This is a genomic window from Paraburkholderia sp. JPY465, assembly GCF_050436725.1.
GTDB lineage: Bacteria > Pseudomonadota > Gammaproteobacteria > Burkholderiales > Burkholderiaceae > Paraburkholderia > Paraburkholderia youngii.
Map to the genome: position 1 here is coordinate 2,598,263 of NZ_JBNDMT010000002.1, position 12,010 is coordinate 2,610,272.

Consider the following 12,010-nt stretch of genomic DNA (forward strand, 5'->3'; position numbering starts at 1 on the left):
AAAGGCGCCCTCCGCGCGAGGCGGCACGCAGTGTCGCGGCTGCGACGCCCGTCACCGCGTTGCGTACAATGACCGCACCCCGAATTGCGCACTGAGCCGACATGCGTGGACTCACGCATCCAACCCAATAAGGCACCGCATGGCCCGCATTGTTCCCGACGACTGGAAGAGCCTCGAAGCGACCGGCGCGGCGGCGCGCGAACGCGAAACGCTCGCGCTGCTCGAACACGCACTGCCCGACGATTACACCGTCTATCACGGTGTGCATTGGACTCGCCTGAACCAGAACTTCTCGGTATTCGGCGAGGCCGACTTCGTGATCGTGAGTCCCGCCGGGCGTCTGATGATCATCGAGCAGAAGACCGGCTTTCTGCGTGAAACGCCGAAGGGGCTCGTCAAGGTGTATCTGCAGACCGAGCGCAACGTCGCGATTGCGCTCGCGCATACGATCGAGAGTCTGCACCGGCGTTTTACCGCGGCGTTCGGCGCGGGCACGTATTTCATCGAGGAACTGCTGTACTGTCCCGATCACATCGTCAAGGATGCGGCGATCGCCGGCGTGAATCCCGCGCGCATCGTCGACGCGACGCGGCGCGAACGGCTCGCGGCGATCATCCGCGAAGCGCTGCCGGCCGATGAGCCGCGGCTTCCCAGTGCATCGAAAATCCATCACTTTCTTGCCGACGAACTCGCGCTGGCACCCGACACGAGCGCGCTCGTCGGCCAGGCGGGCACGCTCGTCACGCGCCTGTCGGGCGGACTCGCCACGTGGGCCCGGCGGCTCGAATTCGCGCCGTTCCGTTTGCGCGTGGTCGGCACGGCAGGCTCCGGCAAGACGCAACTCGCGGTGCAGGTGATGAAGGACGCGGTCGCGCGCGGCGAGCGGCCGTTGTACGTGTGCTTCAACCGGCCGCTCGCCGATCACATCGCGCGGGTTGCGCCGCCGGAGGCGAAGGTCGCGAACTATCACCAGCTGTGCGACTGGATCATGCGCGACGCGGGCCGCGCGCCCGATTTCGAATCCGCGCAGGTGTTCGATCAGCTGGAGGCCGGATTCGCCCGCACGCCGATCGAACCGCGCTGGCAGTTCGACGTGCTGATCGTCGATGAAGGGCAGGATTTCCAGCAGTCGTGGATTACCTCGCTCGAGCGGCTGCTGCGGCCGGGCGGCGCATGGTGGTGGCTCGAAGACCCGCTGCAGAATCTGTACATGCGCGAGCCGGTGTCGTTACCCGGCTGGGCCACGCTGAAGGAGACCACCAATTACCGCAGTCCGCGTGACATCCTCGACTATCTGCGCGACGTGATCGGCTCGTCGGTGCCGCTTGCCGCGGCGCTCGCGTCGGGCAGTCCGTTCGACGGCTCCGACGTTTCGGTGTCGGTCTACGACGAAGCGCAGGCCGCCGAAAGCAGCATCGACGCGACCAAGCGCGCGATCACCCACGCGCTCGGGCTCGGCTTTCGCAAGCAGGACATCGTGGTGCTGTCGTTCCGCGGCAGGGACGGTTCGGCGATGAGCGCGCTCGATCATCTCGGACCGCATCGGCTGCGCAGCTTCACCGGCAAATATGATCTGTTCGGCAACCCGGAGTATCGCGACGGCGACGTGCTGTTCGAGTCGATCTACCGCTTCAAGGGGCAGGCGGCGCCGTGCGTGATCTTCACCGAGATCGACTTCGACGCGTTCGACGAACGCGTCGCGCGCAAGCTGTTCGTCGGCGCGACGCGCGCGACGATGAAGCTGATCGTCGTCGCGTCGCAGCGGGCCGCAAGGCATTTGCAGTTGCGCGAGGGGAAGGACAAGTAGAGAACGCTGAGCTCAGATCAACTCAACTCAGCTCCACGCCCTTGCGCTCACCAGCATCCCCGTGCGCGTCAGCGCATCCCACCAGATCACGCGCAACAAAGGCGCTTGCTGCGCGATCAGCAGCGCCTGCACCGGATCGCTTTCGACGAAGTGCGTGACACCCGCGCGCAGCGCCGCGCTCGCCTTGTGCGCGGCCGCCCCGGACGGGCTGTCGTCGTGCAGGCCGGTCGCGCGCATCACCAGTTGCATGTGAGCGAAGCCGTGTCGCGCGAGCCACGCTTCGGTGCGCGCGCGATCCATCTCCGGTCGACCCGTGATGATCGTGCGCACGTGCTGCAGGTCGATGCCTGGCAGCACCTCGAACGGCAGCAGCGCGTCGCGCTCGGCGAGCGCGCCGGCGAGGTCTTCGTCGTAGCGCGCGAGCGGTACGTCGGGCAGCAGGATGCCGTCGAGGTCGATCGCGTACGCCGCGTATTCGTGGTCGTTGGCCATCGCCGGCGCCGCGCCGGCTTCGACGCGCGCCCAGTCGTCGCGATAGCGCTCGGTGTACGCCTGGCGCTCCCATGGAAAGAGGGCGAAGTAGCCGCGCGCGTCGATCGCGTAGTCGGGCTGCACGCGGCTCAGTTCATCGACCGCGGCGGTCAGCGTTTTGACTTCGAGCCCGTGCGACTGCAGGAACGCGATGCAATCGGCGAGCGTAAAACCGCGTCCGGCGATGTCCTCGCACAGCAGCACTTTCGAGCCGGCGGGCGGGATCGGCAGCGTCGAATCCCATGCGACCGCGCGCGTCTGGCGGTCGTAGCGCAGGAACGCGACCGACGCGCCGACCGCGTGCGACACCATCAGCGCGAGCGGCGCGCCGCCGCGCAGAATGCCGAGCGCCGTCGTGAAACGCTCGGCGAGCAACGCGGGTTGCAGCGATTCGATCCAGTGATCGAGCTGTTCGTACGTCAGAGGCAAGACCGGCTTGTTCATGACTATCGAGGCGCCGTTGGCGCGATGGAAGGCATTGGTCCGCGGGGAGGCGTGCGTTGCTCGCTGACGCACTGGCGCGACATCGCGGGTCCCCGTTTTTGAGTCAGCGCATTTTGGCGATATTATGCATGCGGGTCAAAGGTCGCGTGTCGGGGTGGCACGCGTTTGGCTGCTGGGTATCGCGCAACACTTCGCGTGGCATAAGATCGGCTGACCGTGGCGCCGCCCATGGTCCGGCGAATCAACTAGAACGGATAAAAAAAGCAAATGGCCAACCTGATTGCAACGCTGCGCGATGCAGCCGGCGGAACTGGTGTGCGCTGGTGGGTGCGCTGGCTGACGGGGCTCGCGGGACTGATCGTCGGGCTTACTGTCTATGGCGCGCATGCGCAGCCGGGCGTGCGGCAGTCGCCGGCGCTGGCGCTCGACGTCGAGGGCAAGATCGCCAACACCAACGACGCCGCGCATCGCAGCTATCACTTCGACGAGGCTCAACTGCTCGCGCTGCCCGTGCATACGATCACGACTTCGACCACCTGGACACCGCGCTCGACGTTCGCCGGTCCCAGGCTCGCCGACATCCTGAAGGCCGTCGGCGCGCGCGGCACCGAAATCGAGCTTCACACCTACGACGATTACACCTACACCGTGCCGGTCGCGGACTGCGACCGCTACGGCGTGATCGTCGCGTACAGCATGAACGGCCAGCGCCTGAAACTCAGCGACTTCGGGCCGCTGTTTCTGATCTATCCGCGCGATGCTTTTCCGGATGAACTGACTGGCGCGGTCGGCGACTCGAAATTCGTATGGCAGATCAAGGCCCTCATCGTCAAATAGCGCGCCGTCCATGGCGGCGCGCAATGTACGTGCTGATCTGGCTGATGGCGCTCGCCGCGCCCGTCGGCGCGATCGGCTATCTGCTGTATGCGAACCTGTTGAACCCGCGCGCGACCGAGCAGTTGACCGGCACCTACGACGGTTTCTACTGGGACGCCGCACAGCTGCAGATCGCCTACGCCCGCTTCGAGAATCAGCTGCTGCTGTATCAGTCCGGCGCCGACGACGACTATCAGCGGCTGCTGCTGCGCTTTCAGCTGCTGCAATCGAAGCTGCGCGTGATGGCCGGTTCGACGCAGCGGCTCTCCACGCAGCTCGCTCTGTTGCAACGGCAGATCGACGAAATCAAGACGCTCGAGGATATGCTCGACGACATCCAGCCCGAGATCGACGTACTGCCGCGCGACCGCACCCATGCCGCGCGGATCGGCGCGCAGCTGCGCCAGCACTGGAGCGAGGTCAACGATCTCGCGCTGTCGCGCCGTTTCGCCGATGTCGCCGACCGCGAGGCGATGAATCGCGATTTCATCGACAAGCGCCGCATCCTGTTCGCGGGCGGTCTGGTGCTGCTGTTGCTGTCGGCGGCGGCGACGCTGCTGCTCGTGCTCAACGGCCGGCGCCGCACGCGGCTCATGCGCCAGCAGCGCGCGGCGCTGGAAGCCGAGCATCAGGCGAGCCGCGCGGCGCGCGAGGCGAGCCTCGCGAAGGATGCGTTTCTCGGCATGATCAGCCATGAGCTGCGCACGCCGTTGCATGCGATCGTGTCGTCGGTGGAACTGCTCGGCTTCCACTATCACTCGGAGGCCGACCGCAAGGTGATCCAGCGGCTCGAAACCGCGGCGCGCCATCTCGAAGCGCAGATGAAGGACCTGACCGACTACGCGCGCCTCGGCGCCGGCAAGCTCGAACTGCGGCACCAGCATTTCGAGCCGCGCGAGCTGCTGGCGTCGATCGTCGATGAACACACGATGTCCGCCAAGGCGCGCGGCCTGAAGCTCGAAAGCGAGGCGAGCGGCGCGCGCGGGCTGGTCGAGTCGGACCCGCACCGCATCCGGCAGATCGTCAACAACCTCGTCACCAACGCGATCCGCTACACCGAGACCGGCACGGTGCGCATCGAGCTGCGCCAGCAGCCGGCGCTGCTGGTTTTCGTCGTCAGCGATACGGGACCGGGCGTGCCGTCCGAGCAATTCCCATTGATCTTCGAGGAGTTCACTCAGCTCGACGCGAAGCGCACGCGCCGTTCCGAAGGCGCCGGCATGGGGCTCACGATCGTGCAAGGGCTCGTCAAGCTGTTCGGCGGCACCGTGGATGTCGCGAGCACGGTCGGCGAGGGCACCCGCTTCACCGTGACGATTCCGGTCGTGCCGGTCGCCACCATCGAGCCGGCCGACGTCGCGGCGCAAGCCGAGCCGGACGGCGCGCAACCGTGCGTGCTGATCATCGACGATAACCGCCTGATCCGCGAGTCACTCAGCGAGATGGTCGCGCATATGGGCTACGACTCGCTCGCACTCGGCAATGCCAACGACGCGCTCGCGTGGCTCGATACACACCGCTGCGAAGTGGTGCTGCTCGATCTGCATATGCCGGAGCGCGACGGCTACACGTTTCTCGAGGACTTCGCGGCGCGCGGCGGACCGTCGGCGGGCGTGCCGGTGATCGTGGTCAGCGCGTACGCACCGGAGGTCGTGCGGGATGAGGAAGGTGGCGTAACGGGCGTGCCGTGGGTGTTCGAGGCGCTCTTAAAGCCGGTCCATTACGAGGATCTGAACCACGCGCTGCAGCACGCGCTGGCGGCGCGGCATCAGGCGTGAGGGCGCGAGGGGGGGGGCCGCGCGCGGTTCAGGGGCGGTTCAGCCGTTTCGACAGATCGGCGACGAGGATCGCCATGCGCGCGGGCTTCTCATAGCACGCGACGTCGTAATCGCGGATCACCTCGCTGATCTCCGATTCGCTGGCCTTGCCGGTCAGCAGCTCGCCGGTCAGCACGAAGATCGGCGCGTCCGGGTTCTCCGACGCGCGCACCGCGCGAATCGCGGCCGCCGAGGTCTGCGAGCCGAACAGCCAGTCGATGATCACGCCGTCGAACACCTGCGTTTGCAACTGCTCGCTGAAGGCGGCGAGCCCATAGATCGCGACCGCCGTGAAGCCGCTGCGCTCCAGATAGTCGCGCAGGTTATCGGCGCTCGCGCAATCGTCGTCGACGACCGCGATCGCAGGCTTGTCGGTTTCGGCGCGGCGCGGGTAGATCTCGATCTTGTGGACTTCATAGGCGCTCTGATACAGCGCGCCATCATGACGCGAGACACGCCATTGACCGAGCCGCGAATAGGCGACGAACTCCGGACGGCTGCCCGGTTCCAGCGCGGCGCCGACCCACGCGGTACAGGCGATTTCGGTCGCGCCGATGCAGAACACCGCCTCCTGGGCGATCGCGCCGACCACGCCCGGATCGAGCGACTGCGCGCCGAACAGCTGCGCCGCCGGTTCGTCGAATACCTCGGCGACTTTCTTGATCTGCGACAGCGTCCATGGGCTATTGCCGCGCAGTTTGCGGTGCCCCTGAGAAAAACTCAGATCGAGGATGCGGCATAGCTCCGTGGTTTGCTGGCGCTTGCCGATTCCATGCCGGCTCATCAACTCGCGCACGCGCTCGGCAACCGCGATGGAGTCCGGTGAGTGTGTTTCGTTGGCCATACGGCGTGAAAATCCGCGAGTTAAAAGGTACAAGTGGTACGCGGTCGACAGGCGCAAACCGACCTTGCGCATGCAATGCGCATGAATCGGCCACGCGGGGACAGCAAATGTACCGTAAAAAAATTCACTGTTTATGATTTTGTCAGACCGTCGCCGAGGCCGCTAATGCAAGCGACGCAGCCGTCGCGCGGGTGACTTTTGATGCATTGAGCATTAAAAAGCATTCTACCGGTGAAACGATGACGAAACCGTAGGGAATCCACGAATGAGTTGTGCGCAAGCCAACGGTTCCGGCTTCCGGCCGCGAAGCGTTCAGCTTGCCGGCATCGTGTCGAGCCGGGCCGCCGAGTTTTGAAGTCCTTTAAAAATCCGCTCGGCGACCTTGCCCGGAAAGCGCTCGGGCAATTCCGCCGACACCCGCTCGATCACGCCGGGCGTCTGTTCGATCAGACGCTGGATCAGCGGTTCGGCGTTGGCGCCGTACGAACACTTCAACGCCATCGCGTTGAAATGACGCCGCTGCACATCGCGAAACGCATCGTGCTTGCTGCGCGACCACAGACCCATCGCGAGCCGTGCCTTGTACCACGACCACTGGTTCGGGCCATTGCCTTCGACCGGCCAGATCGACATTACGTCGTAAAGCGGCGTCAGACGGTACTGGCCGCCCGCGAGCAGACGGATGCTGAAGTTCTTCGCGTGGCCGTCCGGCGCGGCCAGCATCCAGAACAGGATCTGGCTCGCGAGCAGGGTCTCGAGGTCCTGCCGCGCGTCGACCGACTGCTGCAGAATCCGCGCGAGGTCGAGCACGCCGGGGCCGCCCTCGTTCTCGTACTTGCGATGCGACGGCACGCCGTACACCTGGCAGAAGTCTTCCTGCGGCAAACGCAATAGCCAGGTGCCGCTCGAATGCATCTGCCGGTCGAAGCGTTCGACGGCGAGCACGCGCTGCCGGCCAAAGCTGAGCACCTCGGTGTTCGCGACCGGCAGGCCGAACGCGCGCAGAATCCGCATGCACAGCCACTCGTTTTCGACCGACGTGCTCAGATCGGCGAGCCGGTTGCCGACCAGCCCCAACGGCAGCTTGAAGATATGCGTGGTCGGGGTCGCGCCGTGCGGCCGCTGCCACTGGCCGTCGTGCCACAGCAGCGCGGTTTTCTCCTGCGCGCCGGCGAGCGAGATGCGGAAGTCGTCGGGTTCGTCGGGCGCGCCGAGCGTCGGTTTGCCCACCGTTTGCGCGAGCAGCGCCTCGATGTCGTCGTCGGAAAGCGGCGTGCCTTCGATGCGCTGAACCCCGGCCGGCGCGTCGTCTTCGCCGAGCAGCTGGACCGCGCCGACGCAGTCGCGGCCGATGGCCCGCAGCAGGTCGAACGCGTCGAGCGTTTCGGTCCGGTAGCGCTGCGCGATGCGTTTGCGGATAGCGTCGCTGTCGGGCAGCAGGTTGTCGAAGTAGTTGAGCACCCGCGGCCCTTTGTGCGTCATGTTGCCGGGTGTGAACGGCAGCGACAGCGACAGCGGACGACCCGCGGGCGACGCGATCCAGGCGGCGTCGTAGGCGAACTCCATCGGGCCGCGCGCGGGCAGGCGCCAGACGCCGACGCGCTCGCCGTTGGCCCACACCGACAATGCCTTCGAGGCGGTTTGCCGGGCCATCTCACCACTCGACGTTCGGCGCCGGCTCGGCGCCCGGCTGATTTTTGTCGCGCAACTGCAGTTGCAGGCCGTAGACGCCGCACAGCGCGAGCAGCTGGGTGAGCGTGAGCCCGCTCGCATCGGTTTCGAGCGCGGAAATGCGGCTTTGGCTCACGCCGACGCGCGCGGCCGCCTCGGTCTGCGTGAAGCCGGCCTGGCGGCGGCTGGCCGCCAGCAGCTGCGCGAGCTGGTCCGACGTGGTGATCAGATGGAGCATGGCGGATTATCTGAGAGACGAATAAACGCAATTTATGCGTTACACGAATATTTGTCAAATATTTGCGTGACAGATAATCGACGAATATCCGTTTAACGGATAACTCGGGATTCCGCCAGGAGCCGGCGTGCCGTCCCGGCTGCGACCTGCAGCGGTGCCGAACTCACGCGGCATTGCGGACAATGGCCGCCACTGCGAAGATGACGCCCACGTCTCCAACCCGCCCAACCAATGACCACGACTTACCCGCTGCACTCGACCTTCACGCCCGCCGACCAACCGTTTCCCAGCCGCGCCGACGTCGTGATCGCCGGTGCCGGCATCATGGGCTGCGCGGCCGCTTATTACCTGGCGCGGCGCGGCCTGTCGGCGGTGGTGCTCGACAAGTCGCGGATCGCCGGGCAGCAGTCGTCGCGCGCGTGGGGCTTCGTGCGTCAGCAGGGTCGCGAGGCCGCCGAGGTGCCGCTGATGATGGCGAGCATTCCATTGTGGAAAGAACTCGAGCGTGAGCTGAATTTCGATCTCGAATGGCGCCAGGGCGGTTGCCTGTACGTCGCGACCAATGACGAAGACTGGACTTCGTTCCAGCAATGGCTCGAAGTCGCGCGTCAGTATGGCCTCGACACCCGCACGCTCGACCGCGGGCAGATCGACGCCGTCGTCAGCGGCATGCAGGGCCCCGCGCTCGGCGGCCTGTACACGCCGAGCGACGGCCAGGCCGAACCGCGCCGTGCCGCCGCGGCGTTCGCCGCCCGCGCGGCCGAAGCCGGCGCGCTGTTTTTCGAGGGCTGCGGCGTGGTGGGCGTCGAACGCGCGGGCGGCGCGATCGCCGGTGTGGTCACCGAGCGCGGCACGATTCGTACCTCGCGTCTCATCTGCGCGGCCGGCGCGAGCAGCTGGCGGCTCCTCAGGACGCTCGGTCTCGAACTGCCGCAGCAGGCGGTGCGCGGTACCTGCATGCGCACCAATCCGCTGCCGCCGATCACGGCGTCGACGTTCTGGGGCCACGGCCTCGGCATCCGTCAGCGCGCGAACGGCGCGATCAACCTCGCCGACGACATGCAGGTCGACGTCGACATGACGCTCGGCCATTTCCGCGCGCTCAAATGGTTTCTGCCCGAGCTGTGGACCCAGCGCGAGAAGTTCAGCTTCCATCTGAACGGCGCCTGTCTGCGCGATCTGCGCGAGCGTCTGCCCGGCGGCGTGCCCGACGCCGAACGTGGGATTTATCCGCGCGACCCGCATCCGCAGCCGAATCCGAGCCACGCGCCGCGCGCGCTGGAAAAGCTGCGCGCGCTGTTTCCGGCGTTGCGCGACGCCCAGGTGGTGGAGGCGTGGGCCGGGCTGATCGACGTGTTGCCCGATGGCATTCCGGTCATCGATGCGCCGCCGCAGGTCCCAGGCCTGACGATCGCGACCGGCTTCTGCGGACATGGGTTCGCGATGGGGCCGATCGTCGGCAAGCTGCTCGCTGAACTCAACGATGGCGGCAACGCGTCGCTCGATCTGTCGGCGTTCCGTTTGCAGCGTTTCTTCGACGGCACGATGAAGCGGCCGCGCAGCATGCTGTAACCGCGCGCAACGCGACCCAACCCAACCCAACTCAACCCGACCGATACCACCGATGACCGAACCCGTTCTCCGCCACGCCGATGTTCCGTACTACACGCAATGGGGCAGCCCCGAGTGGGTGCGCGACATCGTCGAACGGCAGCGCGATCCGTGCGAAGACCCGCACTGGCAGCGCAGCGGTTTCGCCGACCCCGAGCGCTATCGTTTCTGGGCGCAACGCCTGTGCGGGCTGACGTGCCTCGAATCGGCGCTCGACTACTGGGGCATCGATCACGCGCCGCGCGCCGCATTGCTCGACGACGCGCTGCGGCACGGCGTGTATCGGCTGCGCGACGATGGCGGCGTCGACGGTCTGATCTACCGGCCGTTCGCCGACTGGGCGGGCCCGGCCTTCGGCCTCGACATCGACGTGCTGCCGCAGGCGTCGCTCGAGGAGATCGCGGCGCGGCTCGACGCCGATACGCTCGCGATCGTGTCGGTGAGCCCCGAGATCCGCTATCCGGAGCGGCCGAACCGGCAGCGGGGCGGTCATCTGATCCTGCTGCACGGGCGGGATCGCGACGGCGTGTGGTTCCATAACCCGTCGGGCGTCGCGCCGCACCAGTCCGACGTGTACCTGCCGTTCACGACGATGTCGCGTTTCTATGCAGGGCGTGGGATGACGCTCGGCCGCAGCACGAGCTAGCTGGCGCGCCGGGCATGACGCGGCGTTCGCGATTCGGGTCTGTTTCCTGCTAATGCAGCATCTTCAACGTGCGACCGATCGGATCTTCCATGAATCGAGCTTTCCGTCTGCTTGCTGCCGGCCTCGTCGTGCTCGACGCTGCCGGCGCCGCGCATGCCGCGACCCGCGAAGAACAGGCCCATGCGTGCCGTCACGATGCGTTCCATTTTTGCGCTTCGGAGATTCCGCACCGGGCGAAGATCATCGCCTGCATGAAGCGGCACCTCGACGAACTGAGCCCCGCGTGTCGGGCGATGTTCGGCAACGGCAACGGCAAGAACGGAGATCAGAACCGCGACCAGAACCGCGACGGTAACGGCGGCAAGTAGACGCCCACACGACTAGTCAATTTTTCTGCGCTCGGTTACGGTGACGCCATGCCCACTTGATCCAGCATTGGACCGTCCCGCCCATGACCCGCCCGACCACGCAGATCTTCGACGCCGCCGCCACCGCGCGGCTGATGCCTTTTGCAGCGCTTGTCGACGCATTACGGCGCGCAAGCATCGACTACGCGCAACGACGCATCGTGAGCCCCGAGCGGCTCGTCGTGCCGCTGAATGCCGGCGGCATCATGCTGTCGATGCCCGCCACCGCGCCCGATCTGGCGATCCACAAGCTCGTCAACGTGTGCGCGACCAACGGCGCGCGCGATCTGCCGACGATCCACGGCCAGGTCATGGCCTTCGATGCCGATACCGGCGAGACGCTGTTCGTCCTCGACGGTCCGACCGTGACGGGCCGCCGGACCGCGGCGATGTCGATGCTCGGCATCGCGACGTTCGCCGCGAGCACGCCGCGCGAATTCCTGCTGATAGGCACCGGCACGCAGGCGCTCAATCATCTGCAAGCGATCGGCGAACTGTTTCCGGACGCGCTCGTGTGGGTCAAGGGCAGCGCGCCCGCGCGCGCCGAGGCGTTCTGCGCGGCGCAGCGCGGCAAGGTGCGTGAGTTGCGGCCGCTCGCGGAAGGCGGCGCGACGATTCCGGCTTCGGTCGAGGTCGTGATTGCGTTGACCACCAGCAAACAGCCGGTCTACGACGAGACGGCGCGCGCGGAGCGGCTCGTGATCGGCGTCGGCGCTTTCACGCCGCAGATGGTCGAGATCGGCGCGACGACGATCGCGGGCAGCGCGCTGTACGTCGACGACGAGGCCGGCGCCAAGCACGAGGCCGGCGATTTCATTCAGGCCGGCGTTGACTGGGCGCGGGTGGGCGCGATCGCCGCGGTGCTCGGTGAGACGCAGCCGGTGCCGGCGGGACCCGTGGTGTTCAAGAGCGTCGGCTGCGCGGCGTGGGATCTGGCCGCGTGCCGGGTCGCGCGAGAGGCGCTGGCGCGCGGCTGATCGTTAGCGGTCCACCCGCCAAAATCACGCAAAATATCCCGAAAAAACAACCATGTGGCGCGCAAGCTTGGCAACTTGCGCTAACCTGCGGCAGATGTTGCCGTGCAAACTATCTCAAAACGTTGCACCATAGATGTTTGC

The 12,010-nt window shown here is 66.4% G+C and carries 11 protein-coding genes; 7 read left to right on the plus strand and 4 right to left on the minus strand.

All coding sequences use genetic code 11. From position 1 onward, the window contains the following. The first annotated feature begins 139 nt into the window (after window positions 1-139). Entirely contained in the window at window positions 140-1,807 is a 1,668-nt protein-coding gene (locus QFZ94_RS14090; RefSeq protein WP_429457575.1) for an ATP-binding domain-containing protein, read from the plus strand. Between the two features lie 27 nt (window positions 1,808-1,834). Here the strand turns inward: QFZ94_RS14090 and QFZ94_RS14095 are convergent, their stop codons facing one another. Further along, window positions 1,835-2,782: a phosphoribosyltransferase family protein gene (locus QFZ94_RS14095; protein ID WP_429457577.1), complete on the minus strand. Its 948-nt coding sequence runs from the start codon at window positions 2,780-2,782 to the stop codon at window positions 1,835-1,837. A 267-nt stretch (window positions 2,783-3,049) separates the two neighbouring features. Between QFZ94_RS14095 and QFZ94_RS14100 the strand changes: the two genes are divergently transcribed. Both QFZ94_RS14100 and QFZ94_RS14105 read left to right on the plus strand, forming a co-directional pair. Beyond that, a complete protein-coding gene (locus tag QFZ94_RS14100) occupies window positions 3,050-3,619 on the plus strand; it encodes a molybdopterin-dependent oxidoreductase (protein ID WP_429457579.1) in 570 nt (189 codons plus the stop codon). Then, the gene (locus QFZ94_RS14105; protein ID WP_429457581.1) at window positions 3,589-5,436 is read left to right on the plus strand and encodes an ATP-binding response regulator; all 1,848 of its coding nucleotides are present in this window, start codon (window positions 3,589-3,591) and stop codon (window positions 5,434-5,436) included. Before QFZ94_RS14100 ends, QFZ94_RS14105 begins: the two co-directional genes overlap by 31 nt. Window positions 5,437-5,464: 28 nt before the next feature. On the opposite strand, the gene QFZ94_RS14110 is transcribed toward QFZ94_RS14105, so the two are convergent. The 3 genes from QFZ94_RS14110 to QFZ94_RS14120 form a co-directional block, all read right to left on the minus strand. Next, window positions 5,465-6,319 (minus strand): helix-turn-helix domain-containing protein, encoded by an 855-nt coding sequence (locus QFZ94_RS14110; RefSeq protein WP_152853852.1) that lies wholly within the window; start codon window positions 6,317-6,319, stop codon window positions 5,465-5,467. Window positions 6,320-6,631: 312 nt separating this feature from the next. Next, a complete protein-coding gene (locus tag QFZ94_RS14115; RefSeq protein WP_368585344.1) occupies window positions 6,632-7,972 on the minus strand; it encodes a type II toxin-antitoxin system HipA family toxin in 1,341 nt (446 codons plus the stop codon). Window position 7,973: 1 nt separating this feature from the next. Then, the gene (locus QFZ94_RS14120) at window positions 7,974-8,228 is read right to left on the minus strand and encodes a helix-turn-helix domain-containing protein (RefSeq protein ID WP_410849916.1); all 255 of its coding nucleotides are present in this window, start codon (window positions 8,226-8,228) and stop codon (window positions 7,974-7,976) included. A gap of 231 nt (window positions 8,229-8,459) precedes the next feature. Here QFZ94_RS14120 and QFZ94_RS14125 point away from each other — a divergent pair, with 231 nt between their 5' ends. From QFZ94_RS14125 to lhpI, 4 genes are all read left to right on the plus strand, one after another. Beyond that, window positions 8,460-9,800: an NAD(P)/FAD-dependent oxidoreductase gene (locus QFZ94_RS14125; protein WP_429457584.1), complete on the plus strand. Its 1,341-nt coding sequence runs from the start codon at window positions 8,460-8,462 to the stop codon at window positions 9,798-9,800. A gap of 52 nt (window positions 9,801-9,852) precedes the next feature. Beyond that, window positions 9,853-10,485: a C39 family peptidase gene (locus QFZ94_RS14130; RefSeq protein ID WP_368585347.1), complete on the plus strand. Its 633-nt coding sequence runs from the start codon at window positions 9,853-9,855 to the stop codon at window positions 10,483-10,485. Window positions 10,486-10,574: 89 nt separating this feature from the next. Continuing rightward, entirely contained in the window at window positions 10,575-10,853 is a 279-nt protein-coding gene (locus QFZ94_RS14135; RefSeq protein ID WP_368585348.1) for a hypothetical protein, read from the plus strand. Window positions 10,854-10,936: 83 nt separating this feature from the next. Next, on the plus strand, window positions 10,937-11,869 hold the full coding sequence (gene lhpI / locus QFZ94_RS14140) for a bifunctional Delta(1)-pyrroline-2-carboxylate/Delta(1)-piperideine-2-carboxylate reductase (RefSeq protein ID WP_429457587.1): 933 nt from the start codon (window positions 10,937-10,939) through the stop codon (window positions 11,867-11,869). The last annotated feature ends 141 nt before the right edge of the window (window positions 11,870-12,010 follow it).

What these genes read in the sequence shown, in the direction of transcription:
- QFZ94_RS14115 (WP_368585344.1), bottom strand. Translation starts at nt 7,972, where the DNA reads ATGGCCCGGCAAACCGCCTCGAAGGCATTGTCGGTGTGGGCCAACGGC.
- QFZ94_RS14105 (WP_429457581.1), top strand. Translation starts at nt 3,589, where the DNA reads ATGGCAGATCAAGGCCCTCATCGTCAAATAGCGCGCCGTCCATGGCGG.
- QFZ94_RS14125 (WP_429457584.1), top strand. Translation starts at nt 8,460, where the DNA reads ATGACCACGACTTACCCGCTGCACTCGACCTTCACGCCCGCCGACCAA.
- QFZ94_RS14120 (WP_410849916.1), bottom strand. Translation starts at nt 8,228, where the DNA reads ATGCTCCATCTGATCACCACGTCGGACCAGCTCGCGCAGCTGCTGGCG.
- QFZ94_RS14110 (WP_152853852.1), bottom strand. Translation starts at nt 6,319, where the DNA reads ATGGCCAACGAAACACACTCACCGGACTCCATCGCGGTTGCCGAGCGC.
- lhpI (WP_429457587.1), top strand. Translation starts at nt 10,937, where the DNA reads ATGACCCGCCCGACCACGCAGATCTTCGACGCCGCCGCCACCGCGCGG.
- QFZ94_RS14095 (WP_429457577.1), bottom strand. Translation starts at nt 2,782, where the DNA reads ATGAACAAGCCGGTCTTGCCTCTGACGTACGAACAGCTCGATCACTGG.
- QFZ94_RS14130 (WP_368585347.1), top strand. Translation starts at nt 9,853, where the DNA reads ATGACCGAACCCGTTCTCCGCCACGCCGATGTTCCGTACTACACGCAA.
- QFZ94_RS14090 (WP_429457575.1), top strand. Translation starts at nt 140, where the DNA reads ATGGCCCGCATTGTTCCCGACGACTGGAAGAGCCTCGAAGCGACCGGC.
- QFZ94_RS14135 (WP_368585348.1), top strand. Translation starts at nt 10,575, where the DNA reads ATGAATCGAGCTTTCCGTCTGCTTGCTGCCGGCCTCGTCGTGCTCGAC.
- QFZ94_RS14100 (WP_429457579.1), top strand. Translation starts at nt 3,050, where the DNA reads ATGGCCAACCTGATTGCAACGCTGCGCGATGCAGCCGGCGGAACTGGT.